Genomic DNA, 18,033 nt, shown 5'->3' on the forward strand with positions numbered 1-18,033 from the left:
AGCCCAGCGATGAGCGGCCCCATCAACAACACCGCGAACGCGCCCCCTGAAGTGGGAGGGCTACCAGTGGATGCGCTCCTACTATGCGCGAGGCCTGGCCTTCGAGAGGACCATGATCGCCATTCTGGAGGCGGACGCTGCGTTGCCCCGTGCACAGCGGCGGTGGCTCGGCGACTTCGAGCAGCCGCGCATCGAAACGCACGTGGGCGTGTCGAAGGTCGACTTCCGGTACGCCGACGTCCTCGTCATCGAGGAGCGCCCCCCACCGGGCCAGCCACCTCGGGTGGAGACGTTCAGCTTCAAGAGCCGAAATCTCGCTGTTCTGGACGAGGATACGCTGCCAGTGCAGTTGAACACGGACGCCAGTAACGCGATGAAGCACTACGGTGGAACGCTGAAGATTCTTCGGGACGGTATGCGACAGCAGGCGGATGTTCGGCGGGTGCGCCTTGTTTATGAGGGCGGGGAGCTACTGCCCCCAAAACGAGTCGTGCTGAACAACGCGGTGGACGCGACGCAGAGCAACGTCAAGGGCGTGGAGGTGCTGTTTCAATGAAAGTGCTGACGCTGCGTGACCTGAGCAAGGTGGATAGCCTGCGCTTCACCTTTACTGGAGCCTACAACCCGAGGAATGGGCTGGAGCGAGAAGTGGAGCCCTTCCTTGAAGCCCTCGAGGAATGCGCCGACGGGTGGATGCCGAACCTCGTCAAGACGGGCCGGAAGCGGAAATACTCCCGAGAGGCTGTGTGGCGAGCGCTGGAGGAGCGGCGCAATGAGTACGGAACGATCATCGGGCTTTTCCGTTCGGAAAACCCCAGCGTGTCGTTGGTGCTTCATCTCGGGCCGGTGGACGAACAGTCCACCTTGAGGGTTGGCCTCAGTGCTCAGCCACTGTCATTCTTTGACAAGTTGGAGACCTGTCGCGGATTTGTGGCAGCGGCCCGTGCTTGGGCTTCCCGGTAACCCTTCGGAGTACGCCGCAGCGCACAGCCTGGCCGACCTGGAACTTGCGGATTCTCCTGCCTTCGGTCGTGACGACCAGACATGGAAGCGGGATGGTTTCGACATCATTTATGAGCTGTGCTGGGTGAACATCTTCGGGCCGAAGCTGGTGGAGTCCGTAGGCCGAGAGCGGATGCTCACGACGCCTGCACACCTCGTGGAGGAACTCCCCAACGGCTCCATCCTCCTGGTTCTGTGGCCCACCGCCGCCGAGTTCGCCAGCGAGGATGCGCGTGTGGCCCAGGCCCGCGCGCATGTCCACCTGCGGCCGGACCTCGACTTCGACACGGTGCTACGCACGCTGAGAGAGCGCAGCGCCGCGCTCGTACCCGTCGAGCCGCGCTTCCATCCTGACGTGGCGCCGTTCCTCTCGCGGCTGCTGGGCGAGTTCGCCATCAGCGAGCGGCAACGGAAGATTGCCGAACTCAACGCCTTCCGGCCGCCGGTGCCGGAGGAGTGGCTACCTGTCGCCCATCCCTCGGACGTGGCGAATCCGGAGCGCGTGCTCGAGTCTTACGGAGACTTGTCCGAAGGAATCGTGGCAGCACTGCACACCAAGGTGCCCTCCATCCTGGACGAGACGCCCGCGTCCCTCACGGAACTCGACTTCTACTTCTGGCGGGAGAACTTCCCGGAGCGCTACAAGCGGGAGCTCATCGATGAGCACACAGCCCCGGCCCTGGGGGCCTACCTGGGCGGCGTGTTGGTGAAACACCTGGGCGGGACCTGGGTTCCGCGCCAGAAGCTGGAGGAGTCCCAGGTCCGTGTCGGCCAGCGCGTCTGGCTGCCCTTCCTGCGCGCCCGCCGGTACATGGCGTCCCGCCAGTCACTACTGACGCACTCGCTCACCCAGTTCTTCCGTGAAGCGGAGCGGCACCGCGACTGACAGGCACCAAGATCGTTCGTGCGCAGAGGGACGCGCCTGCAAGCTCGGACACCAGCCGCAAGGCCGCTGCCCGCCACCACTGGACTTCGGTCCAACGGACGCATTAGGACCCCGTCCACCCCCAATGCCCTCCGACTCCCCGACACGCCCTGACCCGGCGGCACGTCCCGCCGTGTGGCTGCTGGAGGACTCCCCCACCGAAGCCCAGGCAACGCAGGCGGCGCTCGGCTCCGCGTGCGACGTCACGGTGTTCTCCGACGGCGCCGTGCTGGTGGAGGCCCTGGGGTTCCAGATACCGCCGGACGTGCTCGTCCTGGACCGGGAGACGCCGGGGCTGACCGGCCTGGAGGTCTGCGCCTTCGTGCGGCACACCCCCGCGACGGCGTCCCTCCCGGTGCTGCTGCTCACCTCCCACCAGCGCCCGGAAGACGTCGTGGAAGGCCTGGGCGCGGGCGCCAATGACTACGTCTTCAAGCCCTTCCGTCCCCAGGAACTGGCGGCCCGCGTGCTGGGGCTCGCGCACTGGAACTGGCGCCAGCGCCAGCGCGACGCCGAGGCGACGACGACGCTCGACACCACCCGCCAGAGCCTGTCCGACGAACAGGCCCGGCGCACCCTGGCGGAAGACGCGCTCGCGGAGGTGCGCGCCGCGGAGCAGCGCGCCTGGAACAGCGAACAGCGCTTCCGGCTGGCCGCGCGCGCCACCCAGGACGCCATCTGGGAGTGGGATCCCCGGACGGACACCCTGGAGTGGAGCAGCGGGGACCGGGACCTGCTGGGCGCGCTGGCCGATCCGCGGGTGCCGCGCCAGGACTGGTGGCGCGAGCACATCCACCCGGATGACGTCGCGGCCGTGCGGCAGGGCTTCATGGACGCCCTCACGGGGAGCGGCGGCATGTGGCGCAGCAGCCACCGCTTCCAGGACGCGCTCGGCGTCTGGCGGGACGTGGAAGAGCAGGCCCTCATCGTCCGGAACGCCCGGGGTGAGGTCGTGCAGGTCGTGGGCGCCCTGCGGGACGTGACCGCGCGCAAGCAGCTGGAGTCGGAGGCCCGCCAGCGCGGGGACTTCGAGCGGCAGCTCATTGGCATCGTGAGCCACGACCTGCGGACCCCGCTGTCCGCCGTCCTCATGTCCGCTTCGCTGCTGCTGAACCGCGAAAGCCTCAATGAGACGCAGCGCAAGCGGGTGCACCGCATCCGCGCCTCCGCCGAGCGCGCCGTGCGGATGATCCGCGACCTGCTGGACTTCACCCAGGTGCGCCATGGCGGCCTCACCCTGCACCCCCGGGACGCGGACCTCCACGCCGTGGTGGACTCCGCCGTCGAGGAGGCCCAGTCCCAGGCCCCCGGCCGGACCCTCTCGCACACCCGGGCGGGAGACGGCACGGGGACGTGGGACGCGGACCGGCTGACGCAGGTGGTGGGCAACCTGGTGGGCAACGCGCTGACCTACGGCGACCCGGCCGCCCCCATTCAGCTGCACACCCGGGGCGAAGCCGACAGCGTGGTGCTGGAGGTGCACAACACCGGCGCCCCCATCCCCGCGGACCTGCTGCCGCGCCTGTTCGAACCGCTGGAGCGCGGCGCGCCGCACCAGGAGAACCGCACGGACCGCAGCATCGGCCTGGGGCTCTTCATCGTGCGGCAGGTGATACAAGCCCACGGCGGCACCGTGAGCGTGACGAGCACCGCGGAGGCCGGCACCACCTTCACCGTACGGCTGCCACGCCACCCCCCCGTTTCGCGGCCTGGTCCACCGCGTTCGTGAACTGCTCGATGTCATAGGGCTTCAACAGCAACTCGATGACATCCGGACCGGTGTACTCCTTCGCGCCCTCGCGGTTGGTGGTGGTGAGCACGAAGGGGATGCCCGCGGCGGCCGGGTTCGCGGCCAGCTTCTGGAACGCGTGCCAGCTCAAATTGAACGGCACGCTGATGTCGTAGACGATGACCGCGGGCGCCGTCTCCCGCACCAGCGTGGCGAAGTCCAGGGGTCCGCGGATGACGTCCTGTACGCGCACACCCTTCGTCTGGAAGCCCGCCTCGTCGAGCACCTCCTCCAGCGCCTCGATGAGATCCTCGCTCCCGTTGAGCACCAGCACGGTGGGTCGCTTGTTCATGCGGGAAAGTTGCGTCCTCCCCTTCGGGTGAAAAGCGCCCCGCGACGCGCGGATGTAGCGCATCCGACAGAGGCGCCGGCCGCCCGGACGGCCGTCAGGCGTTTCCCACTGGAGGCCCCGCACGGGGCAGCCGCACCCGGAACGTCGCCCCCTGCCCCTGCGTGCTCGTCACCGACACCTCACCGCCGTGCGCCTCCACGATGCGATGCAGCCGGTACAGCCCCAGCCCCAGCCCACCATAGTTGCGCGCGGGCACCGCGCGCTCGAAGCGGCGGAAGAGGCCGTCCACCCGGTCCGGCGCGATGCCGATGCCGTGGTCGCGCACCACCAGCCAGGCCGTGTGCTCGTCCGCCCGGACCTCCAGCTCCACGGGCTTGCCCGGACCGAACTTCACCGCGTTCACCAAGAGGTGCGTCACCACCTGCCCCAGCCTGAGCGCGTCCCAGTGCCCCACCGCGGACGCCACGTCGCGCACCACCAGCAGACACCCCGCGCGCGCCGCCATCTCCTCCCAGCGCAGCACCACGTCCCGCACCACCTGGCCCAGGTCCACGTCCTCCAGGTTCAGCCGGGGCGCGTGGCTCTGCATCTGCGACACGTCCAGCAGCCCCTCCACCAGGTCCGCCAGCCGCTGCACCTGCCGGTCCGCCGCCACCAGCGCGCGCTCCAGCCGCTCCGGCGCCACCTGGCGCTCGTGCTTCAGCGCCGCCGCCGTGCCCTGCACGCGCAGCCGCAGCGCGGCCAGGGGCGTGCGCAGCTCGTGCGCGGCCACCGCCAGGAACTCGTCCCGCACGCGCACCGCCTCGCGCGCCTCGCGGTACAGCCGCAGCTGCTCCGTCACGTCGCCGATGATGCCCGCCATGCGCACCGGCCGGCCCTGCGCGTCGCGGATGGCCCGGCCCCGGCTCACGCACGAGCGGTAGCCCCCGGCCTCGTGCCTCAGCCGGAAGGACACGTCGTACGGCGCGCCCTGCTCCAGGTGCAGCGCCAGCGCGGACGCCACCGCGTCCCGGTCCTCCGGGTGCACCCGCGCGAGGAAGGCCTCGGAGGTCCCCGGGAAGTCCTCCGGCTTGAGCCCCAGCATCTCCAGCAGGCGCGGGCTCCAGTACATGCGCTGGTTGCGCACGTCCCAATCCCACACACCGTCATAGGAGCCGGACACCACCAGCCGGTAGCGCTCCTCGCTCTCGCGCGCGGTGCGCTCGGCCTGCTCCAGCAGGCCCACCCGCCGCTCCAGCTGGCGCACCATCGCGTAGAGGTGCGTCTCCGTGGACAGCTCGCCGGGCACGGGCGCGGGCAGCGGCCCCTCCGCGCGCGACTCGCGCAAGAGCGTCGCCACCAGTTCGTCATCCCCCTGCGCGCGCCGCACGAAGCTGTTGGCCCCCACGTTGGCCGCCATGCGTAGGTCCAGCTCGTCCGGCGCGGTGGCGTGCGTGAGGATGACCGGCACGCGCGCGAGCTTCGGATCCTGGCGCAGGGCCAGGCACAGCCGGAAGCCGTCCAGCCGGGGCATCAGCACGTCCGCCAGCACGATGTCCGGCGGATGCCGCCGCGCCAGCTCCAGCGCGAACAGCCCGTCCTCCGCCTCCATGAGCTCGAAGCGGAAGGGCGCCAGCGCCAGTTGCAGCAGCTTGCGGTAGACGGGGTCGTCCTCCGCCACCAGCACCCGCAGCGCGGCCCGGGGGTCCTGCGCCTCCCGCGCTTCCCGGGGCAGCGCCTGACGCACCGCCTCCACCCGGGCGCCCAGCGACATCCCCGGCGTGAGGAACCCCGCCACCGGCAGGCCCGACCGTCGGAGGGAATCCTGATCGGCCGCCGGCGCCTCCGCCCAGAGGGACGCCCCGGACGCGGCCAGCGCCTCACGCAGCGCTTCCAGCCGCCCCGCCGCCGAGGCCAGGAGCGCCCCCGCCGCCAGCACCAGGTGCACCGGCGGGGACTCGCGCAGCGCCTGCACCCCCGGCTCCACCCCCGCCGCCAGCAGCACCCGCCAACCCTGCCCCTGGAACGCCAGGGACAGGAGCTCCCGGTGCGGACCCGGGGCTTCGACGAGCAGCAGGGTGGGCTTCATTGGGGGGGCGGGAGGAGGGAGACGGGCGCGGGCGACAGGTCGTTCTGGACGGCGGGACCCCAACGGCCCACCCCCAGGGTGTGGAAAGGGCGCAGTCTGGTGACGGGGGCCCCCGAGTCAAGGCAACCCTTTGGAAGTGTTGGAAGTTGGAAGGCCACGGGCCAGGGGAACCGGCCGCTGGCCTGCCGCGTCACAGGTACAACCGGGCTACAGGTACACTTCGTTTGCACGGGCGTGGGGGACGTGGCGCGGCGGGTGTGTTATTCGACCGCCCATGGGTGCCAAGAAAGTCACGGCGCAGGAGAAGCTGACCGGGTTCCAGGACCGGATTCGCGCCGCGGGGCTGCGCAGCACCGCCCCCCGCGTGGCCGTGCTGCGCAAGCTGGAGACCGCCACCGCCCCCATGAGCCACGCGGACCTGGTGGAGGAATTGGGCGGCGAGGGCTACGACCGCGTCACCATCTACCGCAACCTCACCGACCTCACCGAGGCCGGCCTCGTCGTGCGCGCCGACCTGGGCGACCACGTCTGGCGCTTCGAGCTCAAGCGCGCCGGCGCCACCGAGCACGCCAACAACCACCCCCACTTCACCTGCACCGACTGCGGCACCGTCGCCTGCCTGCCTGAAGAGTCCGTGCGCCTCACCACCGCCCGGGGTGTCCCCCGCGCCGTGTCGCAGCGCGCTGTAGAGGTGCAGCTGCGCGGCCTCTGCGACCGCTGCGAGTAGTCCCCCCAGCCAGTCAGACGAGCCCCCGCGAGCATGTGCTCACTGGTAGGCACACGCCTACACGTGAGCTTCCGCTCTCCCGCCCCCGGACACAGATTCGTCCTGGCGAAGCGGAGGCCCGCCGTCCCGGCTCGGGGGATGGCGTGGGCGCTCCAGGGTTCGCAGGGGGATTGGGATGGAAGCCCATCACACGTTGCTGGTCGTCGACGACGACATGGACATCCGGGATGCGCTCCAGGACGCGCTGGAGCTGGAGGGCTACGCCGTGCAGCTGGCGGCGGATGGGCTGGAGGCGCTGGAGCGGCTGCGCTCGTCGGAGCCCCGGCCCCAGCTCATCCTCCTGGACCTGATGATGCCTCGCATGGACGGCGTCGCGTTCCGCGAGGCGCTGCGCCACGAGCGCGCTTGCTCGGACATCCCGGTGGTGGTGGCCAGCGCGGACCTGGACGTGCGCGACACGGTGGATGGCATGGGCGTGGCGGGCTACCTGCGCAAGCCGCTGGATTTGTCCGCGCTGCTCACCACCGTGAAGCAGCTGTGCCTGCCTGTCTGAGGGTTGAACCGGGACACGAATTCCAAACACGAAAGGGGAACGGGACCATGAAGAAGCTCATCGTCGCGGCAGTGATGTGTCTGGGAACCACGGCCTTCGCGCAGGAGACCACCGGCACGCCGCAGAACCCGGCGCCGAGCGCGCCCAGCTCACGGCAGATGAACGGCCCCTCCACGGGCATCGAGGCCCAGGAGGTGGGGCCCGCCATCGGTGACACCGCGAAGCGGGCCGTGGGCGCGCAGACCTCCAAGGAGGAGGCGGCGCAGACGGGCGTGTGGAAGGAGAAGCACGCCTTCAACCTGGAAGGCACCGTGAAGACCAAGGACGACGACGACGTCACCCTGGCGCGCAAGGACACGCTGCCGGAGGTGAAGCTGGACGTGCGTGACAAGACGAAGGTGACCCTGGACGGCCAGCCGGCGAAGGTGAGCGACCTGCCGGAGGGCGCCACCGTGCGCGCGAAGTTCCAGCTGGAGGGGGATGACTCCGTCGCGCTGGAGCTGAAGGCCACCTCGCCCAAGCCCAAGAAGTAGCCGGACCGGCACCTCAATGCCTCTCACCGGGCCCGCCTCCCACCAGGGAAGCGGGCCCGGTTTTTTTACTGCCCTTTCAGGGCCGGTCGGTTGCCCTGGCTGGGAAGGAAATTGCCCTCTCCCCAGGGAATGCCGCACGGACAGCCTGCTCTCCAGGGCGGGTACGCCGCTTGCTTAGGCAGCGCGTACGCGTAGGGAGACCATGGTGAATCGACGACTGCTGGGGCTGGGCGTGTGTGCGGGTGCGGTGATGCTGTCGGCGTGGGGGTGCGGCGGGACGGATTCGCCCACGACGCCCATTGATGACACGGACAACGTCGACCCGCGCGTGGAGGTGGACGCGGGGACGGGCGGGGACACCGACGCGGGGACGGAGGTGGATGCGGGCACGGACGCCGGCACCGGCACGGATGCGGGCACGGATGCCGGGACGGATGCCGGCACCGACGCGGGCACGGATGCCGGGACGGACGGCGGCACGGACGCGGGCACCGTCGTGGACCCGTGGCCGGCGGATCCGGTGACGAACTACTCGGACCGCTACGGCATCGGCAAGGTGCAGTCGGTCAGCGTGGACCTGGGCAAGAACATCTGGGTGCTGGACGGCGACCGCATTGGCGTGGTGCGCGCGGACACGCAGAAGCTGGTCTGGGTCTCGGGCCCTGTCGGCCAGGCGGCGGATGGCCAGCGCTCCAGCGTCATCTGCGGCGGCGAGGCGGGCCGCGCCTACGTGGGCTACTACGCCCAGGACCTGGGCGTGGATCCGGAGTGGCCGGACATCCACACCAACTTCATCGTCACCGCGAAGCCGTGCGAGGTCCCGGTCAACGAGACCACCTGCTTCCCGTTCAGCACGCGCCGGCTCAACTACTACAAGCAGGGTGACGTGGACGCGGTGAAGCTGGACGCCAGCGGCCAGGTCGTCCTCGAAAGCCACATCAACCAGTCCCGCCGCGCCAACAAGGACGCGAACGGCAACCCGTTCATCCAGACGGGCCCCACCGTGGTGGACGGCGTCAGCCTGGGCATCCGCAACAGCAACGACCACCACTTCGACGAAGACCGCGCCATGTACAGCTGCACGTCCGTGCTGCGCGGCCCGAACAAGGGCGACGTCTTCTTCGGCTCCAACCACGGCGTCACGCGCATCCGCGGCCTGACCTACAACGCCCACCGGCACCCGGTGTGGTTCGACGCGAAGGGCTCGCAGTACGCCGGCTACACCTACGGCCTGGGCATCGCGCCGGACGGCGACGTGCTCATCGCCAACGAGTGGAACTTCGGCATCGTCACGCCCGACACGAAGATGGAGAACTGGGACGACACCACCACGCCGGGCATCAACCAGCAGAAGGTGAAGTCCTCCTACCTCCAGGAGGTCAACTCGCAGGCGGACTTCGACTCCTGGCGCGGCTTCCAGCAGACCACGGACAAGAAGTACTACCTGGGCAGCAAGGACCTGGGCCTGTGGGAGATGACCATCCTCTCCGCCAACAACCCCTTCCAGAAGGGCACCCGCATCGGCGCGGACATCCCGGCGCTCACCAACATCAACGCGCTGGCCTCCACCAATGACGGCTCGCTCTTCATCGGCACCAACGCGGGCGGCCTCTACCGGCTGACCCCGGGCAAGACGCTGGAGAAGGTGGCGGGCGTGCGCGGCAACAAGGTGGAGCAGCTCGTGTACGACGGCTCCGGCACCTCCGGCATGCTGCTGGTGCTGACGTCGGAAGGCCTCACGGTCCTGCGCGGATACTGAGCAGGACTCCCACCCTGACGCCGGGGCGGTGCGCATGTCGCACCCGGCGCCAGGGGGGTGAAGGCCGCCTGCAAGGCGCGGGAAATGTTCTGGAAGGAGGCCCGGTTCTGCTTCCGCCCCCGTGCCAACACGCAAGGGGGCAGGCGGGCCGGACCCCGGGCTTCACGGCCCTCCGGACCGTTCTCTACAATCGCCCTCGCCCCGCCGGAGGAATCCGAACGCATGCGCCTGAGACTCGCCCGCCGCCGTCACGCCGCTGGTGCCACCGCCTCCCTCGCCATCTCCGAGGCAGTGGAGCCCCACGGCCGCAACGAGCTCCAGGCGCGAGGCCCCGACCCCTTCCGGCCGGACCGGCGCCTGCGCTGGCGCGACCACTTCGTCCTCACCGAGCACCTGCTCCAGTTGGACAGCATCCACCCGGAGCATGACGGCCTGCGCATCGCGCAGCTGTCGGACGTGCACGTGGGCCAGGCGACCAGCGACGTGCGCATCCGCCGCGCGGTGGCCGCGGTGAACGAGGCCGCGCCGGACCTGGTGTTCCTCACGGGCGACTACGTCACGCACAGCCCCAAGCCGCTGCCGCGCGTGCGCCAGCTCTTGAAGGGGCTCAACGGCCCCGTCTTCGTGGTGCTGGGCAACCATGACCACTGGGTGGACGCGCCCTACCTGCGCGCGGGCTTCGAGGACCTGGGCTACACGGTGCTCCAGAACGAGCACCGCGTGGTGCACGTGAAGGGCGCGCCGGTGACGGTGCTGGGCATCGACGACGGGCTCACCGGCATGGAGGACGTGGAGGCCACCTTCCGGGGCGCGCCCACGTCCGGCACGCGGCTGGTGCTGGCCCACACGCCGCCCACCGCGGAGAAGCTGCCCGCGCACGCGGGGCTGGTGCAGTTCTCCGGGCACACCCACGGCGGGCAGTTCATCGTCCGGGGGCTCACGGAGGCCCTCTTCCGCCGCGCGGGCCAGCCGTACATCCGCGGCCACTACCGCGTGAACGGCAACCACCTGTACGTGAACCAGGGGCTGGGCTTCGGCTTCGGCGGGCCGTACCTGCGCCGGGGCAGCACGCCGGAGGTCGCCTTCTTCACCCTGCGCACGCAGCAGGCCGCCCACGTCGGGACGACCTGATCCGCTTCGCGAGGGGCGCGCCCGCCATCAGCGCAGGGGCGCGCCCAGCTTCATCCCGCCCAGACCGGCCTCGCGCTTCTTGCGCGACAGGCTGAAGGGGCCGGGCCCGAAGTAGACGATGAGCAGGGCGCCCCCCGCCATGGAGAGGTTCTTCATGAAGTGGATGAGGTTGTTCTGCGCCTGCACCGGGTCATCCATCTTCCAGAAGTGATGGACCATGACGGCGGACGCCACCAGGAACACCGCGAGCATGGCCGCGCCCAGGCGGGCGAAGGCGCCCAGGAGGACGCACAGGCCTCCCACCACCAGCACCCCACCGGACACCAGCACCGCCGTCCTCGGGTCCGGCACACCGGACGCCTGGGCGTAGGCCGTGAGGGCCTGGAGCTGGATGAAGTGATTGAGCCCGCTGGTAATGAAGATGACCGAGAACAGCAGCCGTCCCAGCGGTGCGAGCAGCCCCATGAATGACCTCCATGCCTCCGGCGTGTCCTCCCTCAACGCGGACGGGTCGGTGTCATTCTCCAGATAGGCACGGATGGGCGGGCGGACAGCCATCCCCCGCTCTCCTGCCCGCTCCCCTGACGGGTGGACAGTCGGTCCGTTTCCGGGGTGACGCACCGGCGGGCTGCGACAACACGCCACAGCGCGTCGGGACGGGGGGGCGCTAGGGTGCCCACGCCTTGAGAACCCCCACCCTGGCCCTCCTGAGCGCCGCGCTCCTCCTCGTGCCCACGGCCCCGGCTTGGGCCTGCGCGAGCTGTGCGTGCGGCGACCCCACCCTCACCTCCATGGGAGGCGAGCAGCCCTTCGAAGGGCGCCTGCGGCTGTCCACGATGCTGCGCGCGTGGGGGCACACCGAAGGGGTGACGGGCGTGGACGCGCAGCGGCTGCGCGAGCTGCGCATGGACGTGGCGGTGGCATACGCGCCCAGGCCCTGGCTGGTACTGGCGGTGAACCTGCCGCTCCAGGCCCGCGAGGTCCAGGACGTGAGCCTGGGACTGGAGCGCGGCTGGGGGCTGGGCGACATCGACGTGACGGCGAAGGCGTTCGTGTGGAAGGACAAGGAGTTCTCGCCGGACCAGCTGATCAGCGTGGTGGGTGGGGTGAAGCTGCCCACGGGCCCGCGACTGCACGCGGGGGACGGCACGAGCCTGGGCATCGACGCGCAGCCCGGCAGCGGCTCCGTGGATCCGATGGCGGGCCTGGCGTGGCAGGGCTTCCGGGGCAACTGGTCGTTCCTCGCGAGCGCCCTGGGCTTCCTGCCCTCGCGAGGCCGCGACGACTTCCGGCTGGGCGCGTCGGTGCGCACGCAGGTGGCGGCGCAGTACCAGCCGTCGCCCAGGTGGGCGGTGCGGCTGGGCGTGGACACGCGGGCGGAGAAGGCGCCGGACACGAACGGCACGCCGGAAGAGGCCGGCGGAGGCTTCATCGCGTACGCGTCGCCGGACGTCCTCTTCAGCCCGGGCATGGACGTGGTGGTGCAGGCCGGGGTGCGCATTCCCGTCGTCAACCAACTGCGCCGGGTGTCCTCCACGCCCATCGCGGTGCTCTCGCTCGCGTACGACCTGTGATGATCCGTTCCTCGTGTCTGGGATTGGCGCTGCTGGCCCTGAGCGCATGTGGCGAGCGCGTGGACGGGATGACCGTCACGCTGGGCCTGGAGCACCGGGCCACCGCGCACGGCGTGCAGGCGGCGGGAGGCGAGCGTTCCTTCACGCGAGCGGATGGACAGGTGCTCACGCTGACGCGCGGCTACGTGACGTTGGGCAGCGTGGAGTTGAAGCCGTGCGAGGAGGCGCTGGGGTGGCGGCTCTTGAAGGCGCTGTCGCCCATTGGCACCGCGCATGCGCACTCGGTGGGGTCGCCGTTGAGGCTGGGCACGCCGCACGTCAGCGGCCTGGAGCGGCCGGATGGGAACGTGCTGACGCTGGGCACGGTGCGTCCCCCGCCGGGGCGCTACTGCCGGGCGAGGCTCACCTTCGAGCCCGCGGACGCGGACGCGGAAGGGCTGCCGGGCGTGGACATGGTGGGGCACACGCTGTGGCTGGAGGGGACGCGGATGACTGCGGGGGGCGGTGAGCCCCAGCCCTTCCGGCTGGTGACGTCCAACATCGCCACGGTGGACGTGGTGCTGGACGGGCTGACGCTGTCCGAGGACGAGCCGGCGGCCGGGCGCACCTTCATGCTCGCCTGGGACACGTGGCTAGCCACGGTGGACCTGGAGTCCCCTGGGGCGGCGGCCACGGCGCTGGACACGGTGGCCCGCTCCGTGGCGATGTCCTCCGTCGCGCCATGACGTCCCTTCCGCCGCCCTCCGCCTCCGAACCCTCGCCCCGGGCCCGAATCAACCTGGTGTGGCTCCTGAGGCTGCGCTGGGGCGTGCTGGTGGGGCAGGCGGTGCTCATCGCGGTGGCGGCGTGGGGCCTGAAGCTGGTGCTGCCGGTGCCCGCGCTGGTGGCGCTGCTGGGCCTGGAGGCGGTGACGAACGCGGCGGTGCGCGCGGGGCTCGCGAGGGCAAGGCCGGTGGCGGAAGCAGCCATCTTCGGGCTGATGCTCTGGGACACGCTGGTGCTGACGGGGCTGCTGGCGTTGAGCGGAGGGACGCACAATCCCTTCACGACGCTCTACCTGGTGAACGTGGCGTTGGGCACGGTGCTGCTGCCGCCGCGCCGCACCTGGGCGATGTTGGGCTTCACGCTGTTGGCGTTCGGGTCGCTGTTCGTGTTGCAGGACGTGACGCTGCCGGGGCTGGAGAGGCCAGACCACGCGGAGCTGATGCGGCTGCACCTGAGCGGTATGTGGGTCGCGTTCGCGGTGGCGGCAGGCTTCATCGTGTACTTCATCCAGCGAGTAACGCGAGCCCTTGCCCGGCGTGAGCAGGAGTTGGAGCAGACCCGGGCCAGGCACGCGAGGCAGGAGAAGGTGGCCTCGCTGGCGACGCTGGCGGCCGGAGCGGCGCACGAACTGTCCACGCCGCTGTCCACCATCGCGGTGGTGGCAAAGGAATTGGAGCGGGCCCTCGCGGCGTCACAGACCTCCGAGTCCGTGAGAGAGGACTTGAGGCTGATCCGCCAGCAGGTGGACCGCTGCCGGGACGTGCTGGTGCAGATGTCCGCGGACGCGGGCCAGACGACGGGAGAACCCTTCCAGCCCATCCCGCTGGAGCGGCTGGTGGAGGAGACGCTGTCGGAGCTGTCCGGCCGTGAGCGAGTGAAGGTGGACGTGCCGGAGGCGCTGAAGGCACATCTCGTCCACGGACCGCCAAGGGCGTTGGCGAGAGTGCTGAGGGGCCTGGTGAAGAACGCGCTCCAGGCGACGCCCAAGGGCCGAGGCGTAGAGCTGCGAGTGCTGGCGCAGGGCACGGGAGCGCGGCTGGAAGTGCGCGACGAAGGCCAGGGCATGCCGGAGGCGGTGCTGACACGCGCGGGAGAGCCGTTCTTCACCACGAAGGCGCCGGGAGAAGGCATGGGCCTGGGACTCTTCCTTGCGCGCTCGCTGGCGGAGCAACTGGGTGGGTCGCTGGAGCTGCGCTCGAAGGCAGGAGAAGGCACGACGGCGAGCCTGAGCCTGCCGGGAGCGGACACGAAGGAGGCAGCGGCATGAGCATGGCCCCAGTGGATCAACGTCCCAGCCTGCTCCTGGTGGACGACGACAGCACGCTGCGAGAGCGATTGGCGCGAGCCTTCCGTGAGCGCGGCTGGGACGTGACGACAGCCGGCAACCACGACGAGGCCATGGCGGCAGCCAGGCGCGAGTCACCCGAGTACGCAGTGGTGGACCTGCGCATGCCGGGCCACAGCGGCCTGGAGCTGGTGCGAGACCTGCTGGCGGTGGACGCGTCCACGCGAGTCATCGTGCTGACGGGCTACGGAAGTATCTCCACGACGGTGGACGCCATCCGGCTGGGAGCAGTGAACTACCTGCCGAAGCCCGCGGACGCGGACGACATCCTGGCGGCGTTCGCGAGGGCGGAGGAAGCCCCCAACGTCGCCGCCCCAGAAACACTCCAGGCACCATCCCTGGCGCGAGCAGAGTGGGAACACATCCACCGAGTGCTCGCGGACAGCGCCGGAAACATCTCCGAAGCCGCGCGCAAGCTGGGCATCCACCGCCGGTCACTCCAGCGGAAGCTCCAGAAGTACCCGCCGTCGCGCTGACACGGAGCCTCTACTTCGGCAGGCCTCCAACCAATCTTCACTCCGTCGGTAGAAGCCCTTCAGCAACGGCTCAAACAGTCGCTACTGCGCGTCCGTGAGAGCCGATGGGTCGTGCTTCTCCATCTGCTCACGGTGCTCACCGCGCCGAGGTTCAACAACACCCTCTCACGCTTGACGAAGCGCTGCCTCCAACGCTTCGGGCTCAGCCGTGAGCTTTGACATATCTACATCCAGCTCACCTGACCACCACGCCGGAACAAGTGCTGTTGCATGCTCGTAGGAACGGCAGGTACTGCACCACTCCCAACTCGCTCCGCGAGACACGTACAACTCTCCATCAGCCACGACCTCAACCTTTTTTCCATGCTGATAATACCGATGAAGTGTTCGTGCGCCACAGACCGGGCATGGCGAGGACAAGTTCAAGCCCTCTCTTGAGCCTGCGAAGACAGCATACCACTCCCGCAGGCACTCTTCCGGCACACCCTGCCAAGCCTGACCATGACCGGTGCTCATCTTTCACCTCGAATGAATGCCTCAAGGGCATTCCCGGCTCCAGGGAGAGCGATCCGGTTCGCCCTTGTGCAAGAGCTGGGGCTCCAAGAGCCACTCGATGTCACGGAGTTCCAACGCAGCGGGCCACACCCTCACCCTTCAACTGGTCCGAAAATCGGGGCGCAGCCCCTTCATCTCAGATGGCGAAGACGTTCCACGAATCGACCGGCTGCTTCTTGGCATCCCCACCCATCTCCTCGCACACTGACCTGATTCAAAAACCCTTGAATAGTATTCTCATAATCACCAGACCAGGCTTTGGTCTCATCAACAATTCCAGCCCCAGAAACTCTCGCCAGCGAAATCGCCAACGCTGCGGCCAAGACGTACCCCATCGGCTCAAGCTCGCCTCCCACTTCGATCATTGCTTCTAGCTGTCCATCAGGCGCTTCGACCACCGTACAAAACACCAAGCTCTGCGGGGCAACCGTGGCAAACCGCCAGACAGCCATGCCACAGCCAAGCTCGCGCAAGCTCGCGTACTCGTCTTGATTTCCGAAGCCATCGAGCACCACCACCTCAGGAGGTGGCGCATCTATCAATTCGGCAATAGCTCTCGATGCACCAACAATAACATCCCCAATACCCACCCTTTCACTCGCACGAACAGCCAACGAACTACCCATCACCACCCCCGTCCAGGAAGTACCACGACGCCATCCGGCTGGGAGCAGTGAACTACCTGCCCAAGCCCGCGGACGCGGACGACATCCTGGCGGCGTTCGCAAGGGCGGAAGAAGCCCCCAATGTCGCCGCCCCAGAGACACTCCAGGCGCCATCCCTGGCGCGAGCAGAGTGGGAACACATCCACCGAGTGCTCGCGGGCAGCGCCAGCAACATTTCTGAAGCCGCGCGCAAGCTGGGCATCCACCGCCGGTCACTCCAGCGGAAGCTCCAGAAGTACCCGCCGTCGCGCTGACGCGAAGCCTTTACTTCTGCAGTCCTCCAATAGGGAGCCAGGAACTGTCCGCCAGGAAGGAGGCATATCGTTCCCGCAGATCCCGGATCATGACGCCTTGATCATAGGCGCGAAACAGCACTTCTCCGCCTTGCAGTGAGACCAGGGTCCTGCACGAGAGTCGAACCGACAGTGCTCGACCCAGCTGATCCCCCAGCACCGTCTCCACCTCTTTCCCGAAGCACTCGCGCTGGCCAAAAATCTGCACCTCCACCACGAAGGCGTCCAGGTCCAATTCCCACGCGTCAGCGACCTCATCCCCAAGGCGATGGGTTCGAAGAAACTCTCTCGTGTAAGCCAACTCGGCGGAGAGGTCCTCAACGGCAACATGAAACACAAGGACGCTCGCCTCGGATATATCGTCCCTCAATCCCAGGCACTCCCGCAGGGCGCTTTCGACATGAGCCCTATCCCGCGCCTCTACCGTGATGCAAACAAAGGCTTCTCCGTTCATGTCCACGTCTCCGCACTCACGGCAGCTTGAACCTCGCGAAGCCCCGGTAGATCCAACTCATCAACCACAGAGATCTCCACCGAGCACGTCTCCCTGTGCGAGACTCTCTGCACCATCACCAGACAAGAGCAACTCGGCGGTCATCCCAGCCTCAAGCTCTTGGAAGCTGTGGCCATACGCGTGAATATGCGCAATGCGAATCGAGACCGGCCGGTCGCCTGAACGGGTGGACGGACCATACCCTTCGGGTGTCCGCACTGGAGTCAGCTTGAAGGCGACCGAGAAGACATCGCCTACGCGGATGATGCCTTCGATGATGCGTCCAACTGCGCGGACGCCTCCCGGCTGGGGATTGACGCTCGCCACTCCGAATTGCATGGGACTGCTCGCCACGGCTCCATACGCATGGGGTACAGCTTCGGACAGCCACCACTCCCAGAATTGAAGCCGGCGCTCGGGGTCGGATGATGCGTCCCAGGAGGGCCCGCCCGCGGAGGCAGCCGCTGCGAACATGGACGCATCCATGTCTTCTGCATCGACCTGATTGTCGCGCAGGTTCTCATCGTCCTCAGTCAGCGGGAAAGTCTCGTCGTCGATGCAGGTGAGCAGGACCTGCACTGCGGAGAAGCCCGCTGCGGCGCCCTGCGATTCCTCAACCGAAGACGACAACTCCACCATGTGGTCCCAGGCCCGCTGCCAGAGTGCCCGGGCTTCGATTTTATCGAGCCGCCCCGCCCTCATCGCTTCCGCCGAATCCAGCACCGTGTGCGGCGTGCGGTCCTGTGAGGACTTCAACTCCCAGAGAGGAAGCACATGCCGGGCAGTCGTGAGCGCCAGCGCCACACGCCGGGCATACCCTGGTCCACGCCCCTGCTCACGCCCCAGCGACAGCCAGATCTTCCGCCGCATGCCCAACGACAGGTCGTGCACGGGATCGACTCGCACTGACTCAATGGCCCGTTGAAGCAGCGACTTCAACACCTCGGGTTCTCCCATCTTCAAGCCCCGCGTTCCGCCTTTGCGGCCTCTCTGGTAACGATTCAAGGTGCATCAGGCGGCAGGATCCCCCATGCGTCCAAATTCTCCGGCTCGGGTGTCAGCGCGAGCCGGGTGAATCGGCCACCCTG

At 68.7% G+C, this 18,033-nt stretch carries 16 protein-coding genes and 3 pseudogenes; 13 read left to right on the plus strand and 6 right to left on the minus strand.

The annotated features are described in order from the left end of the window. Nucleotides 1-43 precede the first annotated feature (43 nt). From ACX114_RS37550 to ACX114_RS37560, 3 genes and pseudogenes are all read left to right on the plus strand, one after another. Nucleotides 44-556 (plus strand): annotated as a pseudogene (locus ACX114_RS37550) (hypothetical protein); the annotation flags it as partial. Beyond that, nucleotides 553-1,888: pseudogene (locus ACX114_RS37555) on the plus strand (hypothetical protein). The pseudogenes ACX114_RS37550 and ACX114_RS37555, both read left to right, overlap by 4 nt. 124 nt (nucleotides 1,889-2,012) lie before the next feature. Next, nucleotides 2,013-3,656, plus strand: a complete 1,644-nt coding sequence (locus tag ACX114_RS37560) for a hybrid sensor histidine kinase/response regulator (protein ID WP_459292489.1) — start codon at nucleotides 2,013-2,015, stop codon at nucleotides 3,654-3,656. On the opposite strand, the gene ACX114_RS37565 is transcribed toward ACX114_RS37560, so the two are convergent. Together ACX114_RS37565 and ACX114_RS37570 are read right to left on the minus strand one after the other, a co-directional pair. Then, nucleotides 3,598-4,008 (minus strand): hypothetical protein, encoded by a 411-nt coding sequence (locus ACX114_RS37565; RefSeq protein ID WP_459292491.1) that lies wholly within the window; start codon nucleotides 4,006-4,008, stop codon nucleotides 3,598-3,600. The genes ACX114_RS37560 and ACX114_RS37565 overlap by 59 nt on opposite strands. A gap of 94 nt (nucleotides 4,009-4,102) precedes the next feature. Continuing rightward, nucleotides 4,103-6,076 (minus strand): sensor histidine kinase, encoded by a 1,974-nt coding sequence (locus ACX114_RS37570; RefSeq protein ID WP_459292493.1) that lies wholly within the window; start codon nucleotides 6,074-6,076, stop codon nucleotides 4,103-4,105. Between the two features lie 274 nt (nucleotides 6,077-6,350). Here ACX114_RS37570 and ACX114_RS37575 point away from each other — a divergent pair, with 274 nt between their 5' ends. From ACX114_RS37575 to ACX114_RS37595, 5 genes are all read left to right on the plus strand, one after another. Continuing rightward, a complete protein-coding gene (locus ACX114_RS37575; RefSeq protein WP_120527796.1) occupies nucleotides 6,351-6,803 on the plus strand; it encodes a Fur family transcriptional regulator in 453 nt (150 codons plus the stop codon). 175 nt (nucleotides 6,804-6,978) lie between these two features. Continuing rightward, nucleotides 6,979-7,356 (plus strand): response regulator transcription factor, encoded by a 378-nt coding sequence (locus tag ACX114_RS37580; RefSeq protein WP_120560878.1) that lies wholly within the window; start codon nucleotides 6,979-6,981, stop codon nucleotides 7,354-7,356. A gap of 47 nt (nucleotides 7,357-7,403) precedes the next feature. Beyond that, nucleotides 7,404-7,889: a hypothetical protein gene (locus tag ACX114_RS37585; RefSeq protein WP_459292496.1), complete on the plus strand. Its 486-nt coding sequence runs from the start codon at nucleotides 7,404-7,406 to the stop codon at nucleotides 7,887-7,889. A gap of 202 nt (nucleotides 7,890-8,091) precedes the next feature. After that, nucleotides 8,092-9,648 carry a hypothetical protein gene (locus ACX114_RS37590; protein WP_459292498.1) on the plus strand — a complete coding sequence of 519 codons (1,557 nt, stop codon included), beginning with the start codon at nucleotides 8,092-8,094 and terminating at the stop codon, nucleotides 9,646-9,648. Nucleotides 9,649-9,870: 222 nt separating this feature from the next. After that, on the plus strand, nucleotides 9,871-10,779 hold the full coding sequence (locus ACX114_RS37595; protein ID WP_459292500.1) for a metallophosphoesterase: 909 nt from the start codon (nucleotides 9,871-9,873) through the stop codon (nucleotides 10,777-10,779). 27 nt (nucleotides 10,780-10,806) lie between these two features. Here the strand turns inward: ACX114_RS37595 and ACX114_RS37600 are convergent, their stop codons facing one another. Further along, entirely contained in the window at nucleotides 10,807-11,337 is a 531-nt protein-coding gene (locus ACX114_RS37600; RefSeq protein WP_459292502.1) for a DoxX family protein, read from the minus strand. 125 nt (nucleotides 11,338-11,462) lie between these two features. On the opposite strand from ACX114_RS37600, the gene ACX114_RS37605 reads away from it, so the two are divergent. Genes ACX114_RS37605 through ACX114_RS37620 form a run of 4 tightly spaced genes read left to right on the plus strand, consistent with a single transcriptional unit; the run spans nucleotide 11,463 to nucleotide 14,939 of the window. Then, complete coding sequence (locus ACX114_RS37605; protein WP_459292504.1) at nucleotides 11,463-12,353, plus strand: transporter; 891 nt, start codon at nucleotides 11,463-11,465, stop codon at nucleotides 12,351-12,353. After that, on the plus strand, nucleotides 12,353-13,078 hold the full coding sequence (locus tag ACX114_RS37610; protein WP_459292506.1) for a hypothetical protein: 726 nt from the start codon (nucleotides 12,353-12,355) through the stop codon (nucleotides 13,076-13,078). The genes ACX114_RS37605 and ACX114_RS37610 overlap by 1 nt, the downstream gene beginning before the upstream one ends. After that, on the plus strand, nucleotides 13,075-14,385 hold the full coding sequence (locus ACX114_RS37615) for an ATP-binding protein (RefSeq protein ID WP_459292508.1): 1,311 nt from the start codon (nucleotides 13,075-13,077) through the stop codon (nucleotides 14,383-14,385). Before ACX114_RS37610 ends, ACX114_RS37615 begins: the two co-directional genes overlap by 4 nt. Beyond that, a complete protein-coding gene (locus ACX114_RS37620) occupies nucleotides 14,382-14,939 on the plus strand; it encodes a response regulator transcription factor (protein ID WP_459292510.1) in 558 nt (185 codons plus the stop codon). The genes ACX114_RS37615 and ACX114_RS37620 overlap by 4 nt, the downstream gene beginning before the upstream one ends. Nucleotides 14,940-15,625: 686 nt before the next feature. Here ACX114_RS37620 and ACX114_RS37625 read toward each other — a convergent pair. Further along, nucleotides 15,626-16,120 carry a hypothetical protein gene (locus tag ACX114_RS37625; RefSeq protein ID WP_459292512.1) on the minus strand — a complete coding sequence of 165 codons (495 nt, stop codon included), beginning with the start codon at nucleotides 16,118-16,120 and terminating at the stop codon, nucleotides 15,626-15,628. 26 nt (nucleotides 16,121-16,146) lie between these two features. Here ACX114_RS37625 and ACX114_RS37630 point away from each other — a divergent pair. Further along, nucleotides 16,147-16,413, plus strand: a pseudogene (locus tag ACX114_RS37630) (response regulator transcription factor); the annotation flags it as partial. Nucleotides 16,414-16,423: 10 nt separating this feature from the next. Here the strand turns inward: ACX114_RS37630 and ACX114_RS37635 are convergent. Together ACX114_RS37635 and ACX114_RS37640 are read right to left on the minus strand one after the other, a co-directional pair. Further along, nucleotides 16,424-16,906 carry a hypothetical protein gene (locus ACX114_RS37635; RefSeq protein ID WP_459292514.1) on the minus strand — a complete coding sequence of 161 codons (483 nt, stop codon included), beginning with the start codon at nucleotides 16,904-16,906 and terminating at the stop codon, nucleotides 16,424-16,426. 60 nt (nucleotides 16,907-16,966) lie between these two features. Further along, a complete protein-coding gene (locus ACX114_RS37640; protein WP_459292516.1) occupies nucleotides 16,967-17,887 on the minus strand; it encodes an Imm5 family immunity protein in 921 nt (306 codons plus the stop codon). Nucleotides 17,888-18,033 lie beyond the last annotated feature (146 nt).

Source organism: Corallococcus sp. M7, assembly GCF_054512695.1.

Bases quoted from the DNA above. Each gene is read 5' to 3' on its own strand.
- ACX114_RS37560 (WP_459292489.1), top strand. From the start codon at position 2,013: ATGCCCTCCGACTCCCCGACACGCCCTGACCCGGCGGCACGTCCCGCC.
- ACX114_RS37565 (WP_459292491.1), bottom strand. From the start codon at position 4,008: ATGAACAAGCGACCCACCGTGCTGGTGCTCAACGGGAGCGAGGATCTC.
- ACX114_RS37570 (WP_459292493.1), bottom strand. From the start codon at position 6,076: ATGAAGCCCACCCTGCTGCTCGTCGAAGCCCCGGGTCCGCACCGGGAG.
- ACX114_RS37575 (WP_120527796.1), top strand. From the start codon at position 6,351: ATGGGTGCCAAGAAAGTCACGGCGCAGGAGAAGCTGACCGGGTTCCAG.
- ACX114_RS37580 (WP_120560878.1), top strand. From the start codon at position 6,979: ATGGAAGCCCATCACACGTTGCTGGTCGTCGACGACGACATGGACATC.
- ACX114_RS37585 (WP_459292496.1), top strand. From the start codon at position 7,404: ATGAAGAAGCTCATCGTCGCGGCAGTGATGTGTCTGGGAACCACGGCC.
- ACX114_RS37590 (WP_459292498.1), top strand. From the start codon at position 8,092: ATGGTGAATCGACGACTGCTGGGGCTGGGCGTGTGTGCGGGTGCGGTG.
- ACX114_RS37595 (WP_459292500.1), top strand. From the start codon at position 9,871: ATGCGCCTGAGACTCGCCCGCCGCCGTCACGCCGCTGGTGCCACCGCC.
- ACX114_RS37600 (WP_459292502.1), bottom strand. From the start codon at position 11,337: ATGGCTGTCCGCCCGCCCATCCGTGCCTATCTGGAGAATGACACCGAC.
- ACX114_RS37610 (WP_459292506.1), top strand. From the start codon at position 12,353: ATGATCCGTTCCTCGTGTCTGGGATTGGCGCTGCTGGCCCTGAGCGCA.
- ACX114_RS37615 (WP_459292508.1), top strand. From the start codon at position 13,075: ATGACGTCCCTTCCGCCGCCCTCCGCCTCCGAACCCTCGCCCCGGGCC.
- ACX114_RS37620 (WP_459292510.1), top strand. From the start codon at position 14,382: ATGAGCATGGCCCCAGTGGATCAACGTCCCAGCCTGCTCCTGGTGGAC.
- ACX114_RS37625 (WP_459292512.1), bottom strand. From the start codon at position 16,120: ATGGGTAGTTCGTTGGCTGTTCGTGCGAGTGAAAGGGTGGGTATTGGG.
- ACX114_RS37635 (WP_459292514.1), bottom strand. From the start codon at position 16,906: ATGAACGGAGAAGCCTTTGTTTGCATCACGGTAGAGGCGCGGGATAGG.